General features: G+C 67.3%; 19 protein-coding genes. 10 read left to right on the plus strand and 9 right to left on the minus strand.

Annotation, left to right across the window (positions count from 1 at the left end; genetic code table 11):
• Nucleotides 1-80 precede the first annotated feature (80 nt).
• The gene (pstS, locus tag A5780_RS23490) at nucleotides 81-1202 is read right to left on the minus strand and encodes a phosphate ABC transporter substrate-binding protein PstS (protein ID WP_030518087.1); all 1122 of its coding nucleotides are present in this window, start codon (nucleotides 1200-1202) and stop codon (nucleotides 81-83) included.
• A gap of 287 nt (nucleotides 1203-1489) precedes the next feature.
• Between pstS and A5780_RS23495 the strand changes: the two genes are divergently transcribed.
• Nucleotides 1490-1963, plus strand: coding sequence for a hypothetical protein (locus tag A5780_RS23495; RefSeq protein WP_064902875.1), 474 nt, complete (start codon nucleotides 1490-1492; stop codon nucleotides 1961-1963).
• Between the two features lie 18 nt (nucleotides 1964-1981).
• Here A5780_RS23495 and A5780_RS23500 read toward each other — a convergent pair whose 3' ends face one another.
• Complete coding sequence (locus tag A5780_RS23500) at nucleotides 1982-3220, minus strand: triacylglycerol lipase (protein ID WP_064909613.1); 1239 nt, start codon at nucleotides 3218-3220, stop codon at nucleotides 1982-1984.
• A gap of 48 nt (nucleotides 3221-3268) precedes the next feature.
• Nucleotides 3269-4708: an amidase gene (locus A5780_RS23505; protein WP_064909614.1), complete on the minus strand. Its 1440-nt coding sequence runs from the start codon at nucleotides 4706-4708 to the stop codon at nucleotides 3269-3271.
• A gap of 128 nt (nucleotides 4709-4836) precedes the next feature.
• Between A5780_RS23505 and A5780_RS23510 the strand changes: the two genes are divergently transcribed.
• Together A5780_RS23510 and A5780_RS23515 are read left to right on the plus strand one after the other, a co-directional pair.
• Nucleotides 4837-5781, plus strand: a complete 945-nt coding sequence (locus A5780_RS23510; protein ID WP_064909615.1) for a LuxR C-terminal-related transcriptional regulator — start codon at nucleotides 4837-4839, stop codon at nucleotides 5779-5781.
• Nucleotides 5782-5877: 96 nt separating this feature from the next.
• Nucleotides 5878-6348 carry a hypothetical protein gene (locus A5780_RS23515; protein WP_146102285.1) on the plus strand — a complete coding sequence of 157 codons (471 nt, stop codon included), beginning with the start codon at nucleotides 5878-5880 and terminating at the stop codon, nucleotides 6346-6348.
• 21 nt (nucleotides 6349-6369) lie between these two features.
• On the opposite strand, the gene A5780_RS23520 is transcribed toward A5780_RS23515, so the two are convergent.
• On the minus strand, nucleotides 6370-7233 hold the full coding sequence (locus tag A5780_RS23520) for an NAD(P)-dependent oxidoreductase (RefSeq protein WP_064902870.1): 864 nt from the start codon (nucleotides 7231-7233) through the stop codon (nucleotides 6370-6372).
• A 143-nt stretch (nucleotides 7234-7376) separates the two neighbouring features.
• Between A5780_RS23520 and A5780_RS23525 the strand changes: the two genes are divergently transcribed.
• Nucleotides 7377-7727 (plus strand): helix-turn-helix domain-containing protein, encoded by a 351-nt coding sequence (locus A5780_RS23525; protein ID WP_064909672.1) that lies wholly within the window; start codon nucleotides 7377-7379, stop codon nucleotides 7725-7727.
• A gap of 79 nt (nucleotides 7728-7806) precedes the next feature.
• On the opposite strand, the gene A5780_RS23530 is transcribed toward A5780_RS23525, so the two are convergent.
• Complete coding sequence (locus tag A5780_RS23530) at nucleotides 7807-8112, minus strand: hypothetical protein (protein ID WP_063013448.1); 306 nt, start codon at nucleotides 8110-8112, stop codon at nucleotides 7807-7809.
• A 177-nt stretch (nucleotides 8113-8289) separates the two neighbouring features.
• Here A5780_RS23530 and A5780_RS23535 point away from each other — a divergent pair, with 177 nt between their 5' ends.
• Nucleotides 8290-9183: an alpha/beta fold hydrolase gene (locus tag A5780_RS23535; RefSeq protein ID WP_064909616.1), complete on the plus strand. Its 894-nt coding sequence runs from the start codon at nucleotides 8290-8292 to the stop codon at nucleotides 9181-9183.
• Nucleotides 9184-9289: 106 nt separating this feature from the next.
• Here the strand turns inward: A5780_RS23535 and A5780_RS23540 are convergent, their stop codons facing one another.
• A complete protein-coding gene (locus A5780_RS23540) occupies nucleotides 9290-9958 on the minus strand; it encodes a TetR/AcrR family transcriptional regulator (protein ID WP_063013575.1) in 669 nt (222 codons plus the stop codon).
• A gap of 227 nt (nucleotides 9959-10185) precedes the next feature.
• Here A5780_RS23540 and A5780_RS23545 point away from each other — a divergent pair, with 227 nt between their 5' ends.
• The 3 genes from A5780_RS23545 to A5780_RS23555 all read left to right on the plus strand — a co-directional run bounded on the left by A5780_RS23545 (nucleotide 10186) and on the right by A5780_RS23555 (nucleotide 13733).
• On the plus strand, nucleotides 10186-10989 hold the full coding sequence (locus A5780_RS23545) for an SDR family NAD(P)-dependent oxidoreductase (RefSeq protein WP_064909617.1): 804 nt from the start codon (nucleotides 10186-10188) through the stop codon (nucleotides 10987-10989).
• A 63-nt stretch (nucleotides 10990-11052) separates the two neighbouring features.
• The gene (locus A5780_RS23550; protein ID WP_063013452.1) at nucleotides 11053-12180 is read left to right on the plus strand and encodes a DUF5938 domain-containing protein; all 1128 of its coding nucleotides are present in this window, start codon (nucleotides 11053-11055) and stop codon (nucleotides 12178-12180) included.
• An 8-nt stretch (nucleotides 12181-12188) separates the two neighbouring features.
• Complete coding sequence (locus tag A5780_RS23555; protein WP_064909618.1) at nucleotides 12189-13733, plus strand: AMP-binding protein; 1545 nt, start codon at nucleotides 12189-12191, stop codon at nucleotides 13731-13733.
• Nucleotides 13734-13856: 123 nt separating this feature from the next.
• Here A5780_RS23555 and A5780_RS23560 read toward each other — a convergent pair whose 3' ends face one another.
• Nucleotides 13857-14162 carry a hypothetical protein gene (locus tag A5780_RS23560; protein WP_064909619.1) on the minus strand — a complete coding sequence of 102 codons (306 nt, stop codon included), beginning with the start codon at nucleotides 14160-14162 and terminating at the stop codon, nucleotides 13857-13859.
• An 88-nt stretch (nucleotides 14163-14250) separates the two neighbouring features.
• On the opposite strand from A5780_RS23560, the gene A5780_RS23565 reads away from it, so the two are divergent.
• Together A5780_RS23565 and A5780_RS40190 are read left to right on the plus strand one after the other, a co-directional pair.
• Complete coding sequence (locus A5780_RS23565; RefSeq protein ID WP_064902864.1) at nucleotides 14251-14538, plus strand: hypothetical protein; 288 nt, start codon at nucleotides 14251-14253, stop codon at nucleotides 14536-14538.
• Nucleotides 14539-14633: 95 nt separating this feature from the next.
• On the plus strand, nucleotides 14634-15488 hold the full coding sequence (locus A5780_RS40190; RefSeq protein WP_156769623.1) for a hypothetical protein: 855 nt from the start codon (nucleotides 14634-14636) through the stop codon (nucleotides 15486-15488).
• A gap of 303 nt (nucleotides 15489-15791) precedes the next feature.
• Here A5780_RS40190 and A5780_RS23575 read toward each other — a convergent pair whose 3' ends face one another.
• Both A5780_RS23575 and A5780_RS23580 read right to left on the minus strand, forming a co-directional pair.
• Complete coding sequence (locus A5780_RS23575) at nucleotides 15792-16718, minus strand: triacylglycerol lipase (RefSeq protein ID WP_231983065.1); 927 nt, start codon at nucleotides 16716-16718, stop codon at nucleotides 15792-15794.
• A 163-nt stretch (nucleotides 16719-16881) separates the two neighbouring features.
• On the minus strand, nucleotides 16882-17529 hold the full coding sequence (locus A5780_RS23580; protein WP_064902862.1) for a TetR/AcrR family transcriptional regulator: 648 nt from the start codon (nucleotides 17527-17529) through the stop codon (nucleotides 16882-16884).
• Between the last annotated feature and the right edge of the window lie 7 nt (nucleotides 17530-17536).

Below are 17536 nucleotides of genomic sequence, written 5' to 3' on the forward strand. Positions count from 1 at the left end.
AGGCTTCGCGCCCCACCGCAAGACGAGTGTGCCCGTGGTCCCGGCCGGGACCACGGGCACACTCGTCTTGCGGAAGACGGTCAGGAGATGGCGTTGATCGCCGTGCCGAGTTTGGTCTTGAACGAATCCGGGATCGGAATGTAACCGCTTGTGTCCAAACCGGTCTGGCCGTTGTCGGTGGCCGAGGTGAGGAAGGCCTTGACCGCGGTGGCGGTGCTCGCGTCGGAGTACTTCGAGCACACCACCTCGTAGGTGGCCAGCATGATCGGGTAGGCGCCCGGGTCGGTCGGGTTGTAGAAGGAGCTGGTGTCGAGCACCAGATCGTTGCCCTGACCCTTGACCTTGACGCCGGCGACCGCCTTCTGTGCCGAGTCGACGCTCAGATCGACCGGCTTGCCGCCCGCGGCGTCGGTGACGATGCTCGCCATGTGCAGGTTCTGCGCCTTGGCGAACGACCACTCGTTGTAGGTGATCGAGCCGGGAGTACGACCGATCGCCGCCGACGTGCCCTCGTTGCCCTTGGCGCCCTCGCCGACACCACCGGCGAAGCTCTTACCCGCGCCCTTGCCCCAAGCGCCCTTCGACGCCGCGTCGAGGTAGTGCTGGAAGTTGTCGCTGGTGCCCGACTCGTCGCTGCGGAATACGACGTGAACGGGCAGATCCGGGAGTGTGCTCGCGGTGTTGAGCGCCGCGATCGCCGGGTCGTTCCACTTGGTGATCTGGCCGTTGAAGATCTTGGCCGCCGTCGGCCCGTCGAGGGCGAGGTGGTCGACGCCGGGCACGTTGAAGGTGATCGCGATGGGGCCGTACACGGTCGGCAGGTTCCACGCGGGCGAACCACACCGGGCCTGCGCCTTGTCGTACTCGCCCTTGGCCGCGTCGAGCGGGGAGTCCGAGCCGGCGAAATCGGTCTGGCCGCCGAAGAAGTCGTTGAGACCGGCACCGGATCCACTGGAGGTGTAGTCGAGGTTGTGGTCCGGGCAGTTCGTCTGATAGGCTGTGACGAAACGGTCCATCGCGTTCTTCTGGGCAGACGAGCCGCTGGCCTTCAGCGCCTTCTTGCCGCCGCAATCGACGCTGACCTTGCTGATCGCCGCGCCGCCGGGCGCCGCGGAATTGTCGTCGCTGCCGCACGCGCTCAGCGCGAGGACGCCCGCCGCGGCGACGACGCCGAGGAGCGCGCTGCTCTTCTTCACGTTCACTGATCCTCCGGACCTGCTCGGCCGCAACCGGTTGTCCCCGGTGCGGCATATCTCTGCCGTTCCTGCGGAACGTGCACGCCGGGCGGCAGCCGGGCCACCCTTGCCAGAAACTAGGGCAGCCGGATGCACACCGGCTCAGCGGCGGGCAAACGCTCGGTGAACTCGCACTGACGTGCGGTCACGGCGGTCGAGCCGAAATCCTGGCGCGGCGACATCGAGGTGCACGACGGCACGTGGCTCTCGGCACCGCGAGGTAGTCTCACCCGAAACGATGAGGGGGCGGTGGTGTGAGAGATCCGCAGGCAAACCCGGAGTCGTTTGCGCCGCATGGTGCGACGGCCATCGCGGCAGCCATCACAGCGCTGATAGTAGGCCTGCTCGCCGGCATCGCCGGAATCCTGTGGGTTCTCTACACGATCGCCGGAATCGAGGACCAGGCCCGCGAAGCGCCGACCGAGATCAGCCCATCCTCGGACCTGCTCGCCATGGGCATCGTCGCCGCTGTCATCGGACTGGCCTGGATTGTCGGAGGATTCCTGCTGCTGATGTACATGAGGACGGGCCGAGTCCTGTTGATCCTCGCGTCGGGGGCGGCGCTGGTCGGGAGCGTGGTGCAACTTGTCAACAGAGGCTTCGCCTTCTTGTACATGCCGATCGCGGTGAGCCTGCTGATCCTCATCCTGTGCGCGGTTCCGGCAACCGGTCGCTGGATCGTGTCCGAACAACGGGAGCCGAATCCCGATGTGGGACATGACGCGTGATCGGTCGAACGGGCGAAGTCAGCCTGGACGAAGCGACTTCTGTTCGCGCTCGCCGCGCAGCCAGTGGGTCAATGCCTCATAGACTGCCTCGTGATTGAGTAGCGTGAAATGATTCGCGCCGGGTAGGTGCAGACCGTTGTCGTCGTCGAAACCTATCCGGCGGGCGCGATTCCGGCCCGAACCGCTCGTGGTCAGCACCAGACCGTCCCCGATCAAGTGGCCCAGGGGATTTCGCGGGCTGCGAGTTATGGTCGCGGTGACGAAGTAGTGATCGGCGCCCTCGAGGAGTGGGATCTCGCGGATCGCTTTGCGGCGCAACGCATCCGCGTCCACACCGTCCCAGTCTTGATCGACGAGTGAACCATCGCGCAGATCGCGGATGCCCGCACTGCGGCGGCGTAGGAGCCGTCCGAAGGGGCGGGTCTCCGGGACGCGGACCAGTGCTGCGGAGAGGTAATGGACGATTTGCTCGAGCGGTGCTCCCAGATGAGGTGACCCGAGGCAGACCAGCTGGCGCACGTGCCGTACCCAGGAACGTCGCTGCTCGGCGGCGTCGAAACACGCGCTGCGGGCGATGAGCCCGCCCATCGAATGGCCGACCAGCGACAACTGTTCGATCTCGACCGGCCAGTGCTCGGCGAGGCGCTGTAACAGGTCGTTCAGTTGCTGGGCGTTCTCGGAAATGTGCAGACCGCTGTTGTATCGCACCTGAAGGGATGTGCAGCCGAGATCGGCCTCGAGTCGTTCGGCGTAGGTCGGTCTGCCGCCGAGACGCCACGCGTGTTCGGTTTCCGCGAGACCGTGCAGGAAGATCACGACTCGACTGCTCGGGTTCGTGATGTGCTCCACGAGCCGTTCCGGCTCCACCGGGTCGCCGTCGGACCGAAATGCCATGGGCGCGGCCAGAATCGGCCGCTGCTGGGCGAGAGTGTCGCCGATCAACCCCTGCAGGGCCGCGAGCAAGCCGGAGCCGAAAACCGTGCGCGACGGGGTGGGCACCTCGGAGAACGTCGCGGCATGTCCGGCGAGCGTGCCCGCCGCCACCGCGGAACCGCTGACGATCCGGTACACGTTGTCGGCGATGGTGTCGTGTACCACCTGCGCCGGACGTGCGGCCGGGCCGACCCCCAGCCGCACGGCAGCGAAAACGTGATCGGAGACGGCGCGATGTACCGCGGCGATCCCATCGACGGCACCGCCTAGTTCATCGCCGGCCAATCGGGCGAGCGCCTCGATCTCCTCCTGCCGATCGCTCACCCATTCAGTGTATGACTGTCCACTGAAATTGGTCAGCTGCCGTGATTGCTACCGCCCCGCGTGCACGGCCGGACGGCGGTCCGCCCACGGCATGGCGCGCTCGAGATCCCCGGCCAGCGCCAGCAGCGTGGCCTCGTCGCCGTGGCGGCCGGCGAACTGGATGCCGATCGGCAACCCCGCCGCGGATTCGGCCAGCGGCAGCGAGATGGCGGGCATACCGGTGACGTTGAACAGCGCGGTGAAGCTGCCGTAGTCGAAGATGCGGTCGTACCACTCGCGGGCGCTCAGCGAGGCGTCGTCGGCGTCGAGGTGACCCAGCGGGATCGGTGGCGCGCTGGTCGTGGGCGTCAGCAGCACGTCGTAGCGGGTGAGGAAGCCCGCGACCGCGCGGGTGGTCTGGTTGAACACCCGGTCGGCGGCGTAGATGTCGAAGGCGGACAGCGTCTTTCCGTATTCGACGCACGCCAGCGTGGTCGCCTCCAGGTGCTCCCGGCTCGCCTGCACGCCCAGCTGCGCCGAGGCACCCAGGACGGCGTCGGCGAGGAAACTGCACCACGCGTCGAGGTTGGCCTTGTCGAAGGCCGCCACATCGAGTTCCGGCGCGGCCTCCTCGACGATGTGCCCCATCTCGGCCAATCGCTCGGCTACGTGCTTTACCGCGGCCACGCATTCCGGGTCGACGGCGCGACCACCGTCCATCGGGGTCGCGGTGACGGCGATTCGCAGTGGGCGCGAACCGGCGGCGGCGTGCTCGGCGTAGCTGCGCACCGGGCCGGGCAGCAGATAGCGATCGCCGGGCTCGGCGCCGTGCACCGCGTCGAGCAGCCGCGCGCTGTCGCGCACGGTGCGGGTGACGGCGAATTCGATGCCGAGCCCCAGCAGCGGGTCGGCGAAGTCCGGGCCGGGTGTGGTCCGCCCTCGGCTCGGCTTGAGGCCGACCACACCGCACGCGGCGGCGGGGATGCGGATCGAACCGCCGCCGTCGTTGGCGTGCGCCATCGGCAGCGCGCCGCCGGCGACCAGCGCCGCCGAGGCGCCGCTGGAACCGCCGGGGCTGCGGTCGGTGGCCCAGGGGTTGCGGCTCGGTCCGCCGTAGGCGAGGGCTTCGGTGGTGGCATTGAACCCGAACTCCGGGCTGCGGGTGATCGCGCCGATCGCCAAGCCCGCGCGGCGGAACCGCGCCACCAGATGGGTGTCCTCCGGGTGGGCGACACCCGCACCGAACAGTCTGCTGCCGCTGCGGCTCGGCACCCCGCCCGCGTGTGCGATGAGGTCCTTGAGCGCGAACGGCACACCGGCGAACGGACCGGACTCGTCGTAGTCGAGCGGTTTGTCGAAGCGCTCGCCCGCCACGGCGGCCAGTTCGGGCTCGACCGCGTCCAGGGCGGTCGCGGCGGCCGTCCAGACCTCGGCCGCGCTGACCTGACCGTCGCGGATCAGCTCCGCCAGGCCGGTGGCGTCGTGTGCGGCGTATTCGGCGACATCCATGCGATTTTCTCCTCGTGCTTCGCGGGCAGGATGGGCGAAGGGTAGGAGCGAACATCACGGCGCGTATCGGCAGAATTGCGGAGGCGCAATCGCGGACAAGTCGCTAGCCGCGCACCTACCATGACCGCATGAGCGAGTCGGCGGTGCGTGCGCGTCTCGCCGCCGCGCTCGAACTCCGGGACGCGGCGGCCGGATCACCCGGGGGCGAACCCCTCAAACAGCAGGCCGGCCGTCTGCTGTTCGCGCTGCGCCGCGTGGTGCCCTACGACCATGCCGCGCTGTCGATCCCGGACCCGGTGACCGGCGAGCACACCACCTACACCAATTTCGGCTACAGCACCCCGACGTTGGACCTGATCAACGACGCCATGCCGGCCATGGAGCTGTACGACGAACTGCGCGAGACCAGACTCCCGGTACTGCTGCACGACGTGGACGGGCGGCGACGGCGCGGCGTCGTCTTCGACGTCATCCGGCGCAACGGCTTTCGCGACGGGCTCAGCCACTGCCTGTACTCCCCGCACGGCCGCTACCTCGGCTTGCTGAACCTGAGTACCTACACCCCGCTCGACGAGCACACCCTGCCGCTGACCACCCTGGTCTCCGATGCGCTCGCCGCCGCGGTCGATCCGCTGCGCCCGACGAACGGCGGCGCCATCGCGATCGGCGCGGGCGAGGAGGCCCTGCTCATCGATCGCGACGGCACCCCACGCCCGTTGACCGCGGGCGCCCGCACGGACCTGGCCGCCGCCCTGATCGGTCGTGACCGGCCTGCGGCGGTGACGGTGATCCACGGCGCGCAAGTGCACGAGGTCCGCCTGGACGCGGTCCGCGGTGGCACCCTCGTCCGGCACCGCCCCGTGCCGCCGCCGGCGGGACTGACGCTGCGGGAACTCGAAGTGCTGGAACTGCTTTCGCACGGTGCGGCCAACACCGAGATCGCCCGCACCCTGCGGATCGGCGCATCGACGGTCGCCACCCACGTGGAGGCGATCCTGCGCCGCACGGGATCGTCCAACCGGACCGCCGCGGCCGTCTACGCGACACGCCTCGGGCTGTGCCGTTCCGCGTGACCATCAACAGGCGATTTGCCTCCGGCCTATTCCATGGCCCCCACTTCGAACCTGCTCGCTTGCAGGAAGGTGGTAGTCGTGCGAACCTGTTCATCCGTGGGGATCGGACAGCGGATTCGCTGGCAGACACCGGAAGCAGAGCCGGAATCGAACAAGTCTGCGCCGGAGACGGACGCGCCTGTGACATGGCAGGACGTGATCGTCGCCCTGGACCGCCTCGCGCCTGAAATCGCGGCGACCTGCCGCGCGCGGCAGGTCCCGTCCCTCGAGCGATCACTGCTGACCGGACGAGGGTGGCTCCTCGACTTCTATCCCGGTGCGCGCCTGCAGTTGCGGATCGATTGGACCGGCGGCTGGGCATTCATGCACCGCCCCGTCCCTCAACCCGGCGCGTACCGGGCCCTTCCCGGGCATGGAGCGAAGAGGATCTCCAAGAACGATGCTCGTCTCCATTGGGAGAGCAGAGTCGCCAGAGATCCCGCCGCCCGTTCGGATTTCACAGAAGCCGCTCTTCGGGAAAGCTTCCGGAACCAGATCGCGCGCCTGTCGCCGGCGCGAACGCAGTGAGTAGCTCGCCGGCGAGCCATTTCATCGCAGTTCTTCGAAGGTTCGCGCGAACGCCAGTGCCCCGTGCCCATCGGCGACCTGGCGGTCGATCAGATTCTTGACCGGCGCGACCATATCGAGGGCGACGCCGGCATCGCGGCTGGCGCGCACGATCGCGTCCAGCGCCGCCTTCTGGAAGGCCAGATGTTGCCGATCGGTGGTGTAATCCCCGGATTCGATGATCCGTCCGTACTCGGGCAGCGATTGCGACATGGCACTGGCCCATGCGGCGGCGCGATCGGAGAACGCCGCGACCGACTGCCCGGCCGAGGCGACCATGGCCGCACCATGCAGGAATCCGGTGAACATCGTGTACATCCCGGCCAGCAGGGCGAAGTCGTACAGCGAGGCGAGACCGGCGTCCGCGCCGAAATACTCCGCGGTGCCGAGCAATTCGAGAGCTACGCGATGCGCGTCGAATACCGCGCGGGATCCGCTGTAGAGAACCGACGAGCCCGGCCCGCCGATCATCTGCGGGACCGCCATGATGCCGCCGTCGAGATGGTCGATGCCGTGAGCGGCGGCCCAGCGGCCCAGCTCCCGGGCCTCTTCGGGTGCGGTACTGGTGAGATTGATCAGCTGCCGCCCCCGTAGCTGTCCGGCAACCGGGTCCAGCGTGGCATGGACCGAGGCATGGTCGAGCAGCACGGTCACGATGACATCGCTCGCCCGCACCGCGTCGATGATCGAGGATGCGCGGGTGGCGCCCGAGGCGATCAGGTCGGCATCCTTGCCCGCGGTCCGGTTCCACACCGTTGTCGGGTGGCCGCCTCGCACGAACGCCGCGGCCAGTGCGCGGCCCATCGCGCCGAGCCCGAGAACCGTCACTGTCGTCTGTTCCGCCATTGCGGATCAACTCCTTGGAAACTGGGAAACGTTGTGGTCAGCGCGCTGGAATCAACCCTGCGGCAAGGCCGTTCATTCGACAAGTACCTACTATTCGGTCGGATACTTACCAGCAGGTGTGTGACCAGGTAGCGAGGGTGCCGATGGGCGCGAAGAGATCCGGACCATACTTCTGCGGCATCGACGCCGCCATGGACGTGCTCGGCGGCAAGTGGAAACCGCTCATCCTCTGGGAGCTGGAAGCACACGGCGTCCGCCGCTTCGGGGAACTCCGCCGGGGGCTGCCCGGTGTCTCGGAGAAGATGCTCATCCAGCATCTGCGCGAACTCGAGGAAGACGACATCATCGCCCGCAACGTCTTCCCGGAGGTTCCGCCGCGCGTGGAATGCGAACTCACCGAACTGGGTTCGGCGCTGAACGCCGCCCTGGAACCGCTCGGAGCGTGGGGGCGTGCTCGTATCGACCGTATCGGCGCATCGCGAATCCACGGCTGAACGGGCCCTGGTCAGCGACGAGCCGCCGCGCAACGCTGCCGCCGTGGCGGCGAGCGGACCGTGGGTGGCGTCGATCCCGCTACTGCGCGTCGTGGTTCTCGGCGGGGGATAGGGGTCGGGCGTACATGTGGCCGTCGCGGACGCCGAACTCGATGCGGCAAGGGAAGATCGGGACTTCGTCGCCGGCGCGGTGGTGGTGGGTGACGAGCATCGTCATCGCCCAGTCGCGCAGCGGTACAGGCAGTGCGATCGTGGTGCCGTCGCGTAGTCGCAGGTGGGGTTCGCCGCGGCCGAGGGGGTCGGCGATGGTGATGCTGACGATGTCGAGGATCAGGCCGGTGTCGGTCGCGGAGGCGACCACGGGTGGGTCGAGCGCGAGAGCCATATCGGCAACTTAGTCGCGACACCCGTCCGCGATCACGGTGTGCGGCTCGTGTCGGCGCCGGGTTTTTCCTGGTACGTCTGCTGAATCCACGACATGGAAAGCGCCCAGGAAACTAGTTTCGAAGAAACTAGTAAAACTAGTTGCAAAGACACTAGTCTCTGTGACACTATTCGAGATATGAACGCTTCGCTCGCCACCGAATTGACCCCCGGTGCCGTCCGCTCCGAGGACGGCACCCGTATCGGCTATCTGCGCGTCGGACGCGGACCGGCGCTGGTCCTGCTGCACGGCAGCAACCAGTCCGGGCGCAGCCTGACCGGCCTCGCCCTGGCCCTGGCCGACGAATTCACCGTCTACCTGCCCGACCGTCGTGGCCGCGGCGCCTCGGGGCCACATCGGCCCGACCACGGAATCCGCACGGAGGTCGCCGATCTCGCCGCCGTCGTGCAGGAATCCGGCGCCGACATGGTCTTCGGCATCAGCTCCAGTGGCCTGATCGTCCTGGAGGCGGCCCGCACTCTGCCGCAGATCCGCAAGATCGCCCTCTATGAGCCCGCCCTGCTACGCGCCGACGAGACCCGCTACACCGACTGGCTGCCCCGCTTCGACCGGGAAATGGCCGCCGGTAAGGTCGGCGCGGCCCTGATCACCTGCATGTACGGCTTCGATCTGGCCCCCGCGGCGATGCGTGTCATGCCCCGCGGCCTGCTCGCCGCCCTCACCGACAAGGCCATGTCCGCCGAGGACAAGAAATCCGGCCCCGGCGACGTGACCATGCGCGCGCTCGCCCCCACTCTGCGCTGGGATTGCGTCATTCTGGGCCAAATGGCAGGCAGCCTAACCACTTTCGCGAACATCGACCAGGACGTGCTGTTGATGTCCGGTACGAAGAAGGGCCCGCGCTTCCTCATGCCCGCCCTCGACGACCTCGCCGCCACCCTCCCGCACAACCGGCGCGTGACGCTGCCCGGCCTGGACCACGGCTCACCCGCCGACCCCAGCCAGACCAACGGCGGCGGCAACCCCACCGCCGTCGCCCCCTCTCTCCGCGAGTTCTTCGCCCAACCATGACAACCGGCCCCCACGCCCTCGAAAGCGCAACGGACCGAGAACCTTTCGGCTCGCAGAGCGCTACTTCATTCGGAGATCGGGGGAGTGTGGGATTGCCGGTTCCGTCTCACTTCGGTGGTGAGGGCGCGTCGTTCCGGTTTCGGCCGGTCGGTGCGCTCAGTAGGGCGAACACCGCGTCGAGCTGGTCGCGGGCTCGGTCGATTTCGGCTGCGCGGCCGGCGATGTGGTGCAGCAGTGTGCGCTGAAAGATCCCGTCGATGGTGACGTAGACGGTGGCGGGCGTCAGCGCCGGTTCCGTGCCGGAAAGTTCGCAGTAGCGTGAGACGACCCGCCAGATCATCTCCTCCCGGCGGGCCTCGATGTCGAGGACGTCGGCGCGGAACGAGTCGTCGAACAGGCTCTGGTTGCGCAGGTCGTACCAGAGCCGGTGTATCGCCGCGTCGGCCTGGAGGGTCCCGAAGAAGGTCGCGGCGAACTCGGTACGCAGCTGCTCGGCACTCTCGGCCGCCGCGCAGACCTCGTCGTAGCGGGTGACGCAGACGGCCTCGTATTGGCGTACGGCGTGGGCGATCAGGTCGAGTTTGTCGGTGAAGTAGTAGTGGAGTACGCCGTGCGAGTACTCGGAGTTCTGTGCAATCTCGCGCAGGCTCGTGCGCGCGTAACCGAGTTCGGCCAGCGTGTGCAGAGTGGCCCTGGCCAGCTCGTTGCGCCGCGCCTGGAACTTGTCGCGGGCGCGTTCTTCCACGCGGGCTTTGGGGTCGGCGACCTGCGTCACGTTGAGTCCTGTCCGGGTCACGTCATATCTGTCCTGTGAGTGTAGCGGTGCCCGTGCGGCGTCCTTTTGACGAGTGTCCAAGGAAGTCTTGACGTCTGTCAAGAAAAGTCTTGACGAGTGTCAAGATTTCTGTTTACTGTGGCCTGCGACACATCGACTGATGACTGTCTCCCACATCACGCTCGCAAGTTCGCGACGCTTGCGGATCTCGACGAAGAGGTATCGATATGACGAGCTACAACCTGGCCGGACGCACCGCACTGGTGACCGGCGGGGCACAGGGCCTGGGGGCCGGCATGGCTCGAGCGCTCGCGGCGGCGGGCGCCTCGGTGGCGATCGGCGACATCGACGTCGAGGGCGGCCGGCAAGCCGTCGAGGCGCTGCGGAAGGCAGGGGCGAAAGCCGAATTCATCGCGTTCGACGTCACCGACGACGCCGCGTGGGAGGCCGCGACCACCACCACGGTGCAGGCGCTGGGCGGACTGGACATCGTCGTGAACAACGCGGGCGTCGAGGTCACGAACCTGCTGGTCGATCTCGACCCCGTAGCGACATCGAAGATGATGGAGATCAACCTGCTGGGCACCGCCCTCGGTATCAAGCACGCCTTTCGCGCCATGCGCCCCGGCGGTGTGGCGGGCAACGGGGGAGCGGTGGTCAACATCGCGTCGGTGGCGGCGACGATCGCGTTCCCGGGCATCAGCATGTACTCGGCGACAAAATCCGGCATCGACCGCCTCACCAGGGTCGCCGCGGCCGAATCCGGCAAACTCGGCTACGGGGTGCGGGTCAACTGCATCTACCCGGCGCTGACCCCGACCGCCATGGGCAACAAACTCGCCGTCGACTGCGCCGAACTCGGGCTCTTCCGCTCTCCCGAGGCCGCCGCGCAAGCCGTCGCCGAGCTGACGCCGCTCGGCCGCCTCGGCCAGGTCGACGATATGGCCGACGCCGTCGTATTCCTCGTCTCGGACGCGGCGAAATTCATCACCGGAGCGGGCCTCCCCGTCGACGGAGGCATGGGGATGTAGCCCGGATCTTCGACCGTCGCAACAGCTTTCACCGACACCCCCCACCTTCAGAGGAGTTCAGCCATGCCCACCGACAAGCGCGTCGTCGTCTACGGTGCCTCCGGTTACACCGGTCGTCTTATCTGTGAGTATTTGCGCGAGTACAACATTCCGTTCCTCGCCGCCGGTCGCGACCACGGTCGCGTCAAGGCCGCCGTCGAGGCCGTGCCGGGCATCGACACCGTCGACCACGAGATCGTCGAGGTCGAGCACACCACCGCTGCACTGGCCGAGGCATTCCGAGGCGCGGATGTCGTGCTCAACACCGTCGGTCCCTTCGCTCGCTACGGCCACGAAGCAGTGCAAGCCTGCCTGGAGATCGGCGCCCACTACACCGACACCAACGGTGAGCAGAACTGGATGATCGACGCGCAAGACCGGTACAGCGCCGACTTCGCCTCGCGCGGACTGCTTCTCACGCCCGGCTTGGCGCAGATGTACTCGATCGGTGAGATCGCCGCGAACATCTGCCTGGAGAATCCCGGCCTCGACACCCTCGACATCCAGGTGTTCTGGAAGGGCCATCCCACCGTGGCCTCGACCAACACCATCCTCACCAACGCGGCCTTCGCCAAGGCGTACTACCTGGAACAGAACGAGTACGTCGAATGGCCTCCCGAGGAGGGGCTCTACACCGTCAGCGTGCCGGGACAGCACGAACTCGGCCTGGCGCTGCCCTGGGGCGGCACCTCACACCCGGTGTGGTTCAAGAACGATCCACGCGTCGCCAACGCCCGCGCGCTGGGTGGGGTGTTCAATCGTCCACTGATGCAGGGTGTTCCGGTGTTGGTGGCCGCGGCGTTGCAGCAGATGGAAGGTAAGTCGGAGGAGGAGAAGTACCGGATCATCGACGAGCAGTCGGCAGCGATTCGCAGCGAGATGCCGCCGCGGGAGAACCCCCGGATCAACACCTCTTTGGACTCGGTGTACGCCTCCGGTCCGCTCGGGCGCGCACACTGCGTGATCCACGGCAACTGCAACTACAAGCAGACGGCCCTGCTCAACGCGCACGCCGCCGCCGAACTGCTGCAGGGCCCACCGCGGCGCGTCGGATTCGCTTCCAGCTGCCAGGCTTTCGGGCACCGGGAACTGCTCGGGACGCTACGCGCGTTCGGGCTCGTGCTCGATCCCATCGTCAGCGTGCACCGCTGAGGTCCACGATGCGTCTCGCAGATTATCTCGACAAAGGTGCGTCGCTCGGTCGTGGGGAACCCTGCCTCACGACCGGCGGCGTGACCGCCAGCTACGGCGAGGTCCAGGATCGATCCGTCCGCATCGCGGGTGCGCTGCAGCACACCGGGATCGAGGCGGGCGACCGGGTGGCGGTGCTGTCGGCCAACGACCCCCTCGCACTCACCTGCGTATTCGGCATATCGCGGGCGGGCGCGGTGTGGTGCCCGGTCAATCCCCGCAACGAGGCCGACGAGAACCGCCAGCTGTTCGACCTGTTCGGATGCCGGCTGCTGTTCTTCCAGGAGAAGTTCGCCGGGCTCGTCGACCGGATCCGCGGCCACCTGCCCCGCCTGGAATGGCTCGTCTGTCTCGACGGCGAATTCGAGTGGGCGATGCGCTACGACGACTGGCTCGCCGAGCATCTCGCGCAACCCGACGAGACGCGCCGGCCGGAGGGCGGCCTGTGCATGCTGGCCGGCACCGGTGGCACCACGGGGCGGCCGAAGGGTGTGCGGCTCACCGAGGACAACATGATGACCTCGACGGCGCTGACGTTGATGAGCTACCCGTTCGGCGACCGGCCGCGCTACCTCGCGCTCGCGCCGTTGACGCATTCCGCCGGCGTGCTGACCTTTCCGATCCTGAGCCTCGGCGGCGAAGTCGTGATCATGCCGGCGCCCGACATCGGCGAATTCCTCGCGTCGATCGAGCGGCATCGCATTACCCACGCCTTCCTCCCGCCGACCGTTGTCTACGGCGTCCTCGACCATCCCGACCTCGACAGCCGCGACCTCGGATCACTGCGCTGCCTGTGGTACGGCGCGGCTCCCATGTCGCCGACCCGGCTCGAAGAGGCCCTGCATCGGATCGGACCCGTTCTCGGTCAGCTGTTCGGGCAGACCGAGGCCCCGAACATGATCTCCACGCTGGCACCGGCCGACCACTTCCGCCCGGACGGATCGGTGGCGACCGAGCGTCTCACGTCGGCGGGCCGGCCGACGCCGTTGACCACCGTCGCCATCATGGACGCGGTGGGCACACTGCTTCCGCGCGGAGAGCGCGGCGAGATCGTCGTCCGCGGACCGCTGGTGATGGACGGCTATCACGAAAACCCCACGGCGACAGCGGAGGTCAGCGCCTTCGGATGGCATCACACGGGTGATATCGGTTATCTGGACGACGACGGCTTCCTGTTCGTGGTCGACCGTGCGAAGGACATGATCATCACCGGCGGGTTCAACGTCTATTCGGCGGAAGTGGAGCAGGCCCTGTCGGCACATCCCGCGGTCAAGGATTCGGCGGTGGTCGGTCTCCCCGATGCCAAGTGGGGCGAACGCGTCACCGCCGCAATCGAACTCCGCGCCGGCCACGACACCGCAGGCGACGACATCATCGCCTTCGTCAAGCAACGGATCGGAAGTGTGAAGGCGCCCAAGGACATCGAGATCTGGAATGAGCTGCCTCGCTCGAAGGTGGGCAAGATCCTCAAAAACGAGGTCCGCGCGAAGATGCTGGAGATGCGGACACCGTGAGCCCATTCGACACGGCCGACGTACTGGGGGTGTGAGGTACGCATCGCGGGCCCGACGTGCAATGGCTCAACGGCCGTGGCCCGAACCCGAGCTCGTAGGCAGTGACCTTCGACCATGTGGTGACTACGGCACGTCGTGGTGTTCGTCGACGGATAGTGGGCGAGCATACATGTGGCCATCGCGGACGCCGAACTCGATGCGGCAGGGGAAAACCGGGACTTCGGCGTCGGCGCGGTGATGGTGGGTGACGAGCATCGTCATCGCCCAGTCGCGGAGTGATACGGGCAGGATGATCGTGGTCCCGTCGCGTAGTCGCAGTTGGGGCTCGCCGCGGCCGAGGGGGTCGGCGATGGTGATGCCGACGATGTCGAGGATCAGGCCGGTGTCGGTCGCGGAGGCGACCACGGGTGGGTCGAGCGCGAGAACCATATCGGCAACTTAGCCGCAACACCTGTCGCGAATACTGTGCGGCTCGTGTCGCGTCGGGGTCTTCCCGGCAGGTCTACCGTGGACGGGTATGGCGAGCAGGGAGATCACAGTATCGGTGGCGCTGGACGACACCGACTGGGACGCGTTGTGCGAGGCCGCCGATCAGGCGGGCATGAGCGTGCCCGACTATCTCGATTGGGCGGTGCGGCTGGTCACGCTGCACGCCCGCTCGCGCCGCGATCTGCGTCCCGATCCCGCCGGTCCGCCGCCGCGGCGCAGCCGCACGGATTCCGGTGAGGATTCCGGGAGCACGGCGTGGACGGACACCTTCGCCGAGCGCCTGCATCAGCGGGCAGAACAATTCCGCAACGACTGACCTCGCGCGGCGAGCCTGCGCCGCGAAAATGCGCACGTCGGTGACGGCCGCGTGAGCGATTCGTCTCCCGTGGCCATGTGCTTACCAGGGTGCAGGTGAGCGTCACCGATGCGACGTTCTGCATGCCGACGCACACGACCGCGACCGTTGTGATGTCGCCGCAGGGTGATCCGGTGGTGTCGATGGCGACCACGCCCCGGGTCGTCGAGAAGGTCTCTCAGCTGCTGCGCCATCGCCATGTACTCGCGTCGAACTCCTTCCGCTCGCCGCTCGGCTACCCCGCGGCCTCGTTTACATCTCACGTACGCACCGGTGGCGGTTCAGGCAGGACTATCGGCCGACGCCCGGCTGGGCTCTCGTATGTGTGGCTACGCGCGACATCACCGATACCGCGATCGACCGGACAGAGCGGTTCGCCCCTGGTTTCCGCGGTGTCGTCGGTTGCAGAAATGGCGGTAGTCGTGCGAGCGTTTTCATCCGTGGGGATCGGACAGCGGCTTCCCTGGCAGACACCGAAAACAGAGCCGCAATCGAACAAGTCTGCGTCGGAGACCGATGTGCCTGTGGCATGGCACGACGTGATCATTGCTCTCGACCGCCTCGCGCCTGAAATTGCGGCAACCTGCCGCGCGCGGCAGGTCCCGTCCCGCGAGCGATCACTGCTGACGGGACGGGGGTGGCTGCTCGACTTCTATCCGAGTGCGCGCCTGCAGCTGCGGATCGATTGGACTGGCGGCTGGGCATTCATGCACCGCCCCGTCCCTCGACCCGGCGCGTACCGGGCCCTTCCCGGGCATGGAGCGAAGAAGATCTCCAAGAACGATGCTCGTCTCCATTGGGAGACCCGAGTAGCCAGAGATCCCGCAGTCCGCTCGGAGTTCACGGAGACTGCCCTTCGGGAAAGCTTCCGGAATCAGCTCGCACGCCTGTCGTCGGCCAGAACGTACTGAGTACGCAATATCTCATCGGCCCGTTCCACCTCCGCAATTCGCTTCTTCGACGGCGGGGCAGATGCCTGCCGACTGTCGGTCGCCGGGCGCGGGGCACTCGTCGACCACGTTGATCGCCGCTGGAGGCGTGGTTCGGTCGTGTCGCGCCATCAGGGGGTGTGTGGACCCGGTTCGCCTCGAGTTGCGTTGCGCTGCCCGGTAATCCATGTACGGGCTGTGGCGCCGCCTCGGCTGACATGACGATGCCGGGCACCGGACGGTCGATGACGAGGCGGCGCCGATTCGGGTGCTACCCGTGGATGCTCAGCGACCCGCGCTCATTCCGGGGTAGAACGGGTCGACCTGCATGCAGGGCACGGGTTCGGCTTCGGCGGGGGTGAGGGCGTTTTTCACGTAGCGCCAGGCGCGTTCGCTGTAGGCGATGGCGAGGTGCTCGGACAGATCCTGCGGGCAGCCGTCCTGCAGAAGGATATTCGTGACATTCGGTCCGTCGAGGAAGCCGTTGGTGTAGGGGGTGGCGATCTCGTCGTATTTGGAGACGATCGTCGTGTAGTGCGGGCCCGGCCGGGTATCGCCGTTGCCGTATACCTGCTGGACCAGATCCGAATACTGGGTCTGCTGTGCGAAGGCGGGCAGGAGGGCGGCGAAGATCTGGTACGCCATCTCGCCGAACGGCGGGATGAAATAGCGGACGTAGGTGAGCATGTCGCCGGTCGAACCGTGATTGCCGGGTGCGAGGCCGATCATCTTGTCGACCTTGGTGTCTCCGCCGAGGAAGTCGATGTAGTAGTGCGGGAGCAGTCCGCCGCCCTGTGACCATCCGACCAGGTCGACCTTGTGTGCTCCGGTCTGGTTCAGGATGCGGTCGACCTGGCGTGCGACCTCCTCGGCCGAACTACGGATGTCGGCCAGTCCCTGCACCGGCGAGGATGGGAGCGGCGTGATGTTGCCGTAATTGAAGGTGTAGACGCAGTAGCCGTTATCGGCGAGATACGGCGCCCCGGCGTTGTATGCCCACTGGGTGGTGGCGGTGGCGTTGAGCAGGACCACGGGGTTCGGGTGCTGCGGGGTGAGTCGGCAGTTCGGGTCGTTGGCACCTGCCGGATGCCAGTGTGCGTCGAGTGTCTGATCGAGCATTGTCGGGATGGCGGCCCGGAAATCCCACTGCACCGGATAGGAGGGTTCCGCCCCCGCATTCGGTGCCATCGCCGCCGCTGCCAGTAGCGCCACCACCGTTGTCCATAACCCTCTGACGAGCGTCCGCATCCCTCTGATCCTCCGAAAAGTCTTGTCCACGTGCTGAAGCCGCATCTGGCAACGTGCGGAGCCAGAATGTTACGTGCGGGGCGCACGCGCCGTGGTGGCTTTCGATGGAAAGGCTGAATGAGCCCGGTCAGGGCATCGGGGTGGTGACGATGGGGGCGATCACGCGCCGGGCGAGGTCGCGAGCCACGTCATCGTCGTCGAGGTCGTGGCCGGCGGGCGGCAGCAGGAGATACCCCATCGTGAGCCGGATGATCGCGTCGGCCCGCAGGTCGGGATCGCCGGGCGGCAGGGTGCCCTCGGCCTGGCCGGCGTGGATGCGGGCGACGATGAAACGGTGCCCGATCTCCATCGGGGACGGATCGCCGGCGGTGAGCATGGTGAGCAGTTCGGCGCTGTGCGGCGTGCCGGTGTCGTTCGCGACAAGTTGCCGGCGCAGGCGCAGACAGGCGACGAAAGCTTCGGCGATCCGCTCGGTGGGATCGGTGACGGTGAGGAATGTCGAGGTGATCTGCGCGAGGAAGCCGTGCAGCGTGTGCGCGACGGCCTCCTCGAAAAGCGCGTCGCGCCCGCCGAATCGCCGGAACAGGGTGGCGCGGCTCATTCCGGAGCGGGCCGCGACATCGTCCATCGTCGCCGCCTGAGTGCCGCGTTCGGCGAGTGCCCGCAGTGCCGCCTCGTACACCCGCGCGACCTCGGGGCCGACAGGGGCATGGCTGACAGCCTTTCCGATCGCGCGGCCGAACAGGCTTGTCAGCGGAACGGAGGAGCGAGGCATTCGCCCA

The sequence above is a fragment of the Nocardia sp. 852002-20019_SCH5090214 genome (assembly GCF_001665865.1).
Taxonomy (GTDB): domain Bacteria; phylum Actinomycetota; class Actinomycetes; order Mycobacteriales; family Mycobacteriaceae; genus Nocardia; species Nocardia nova.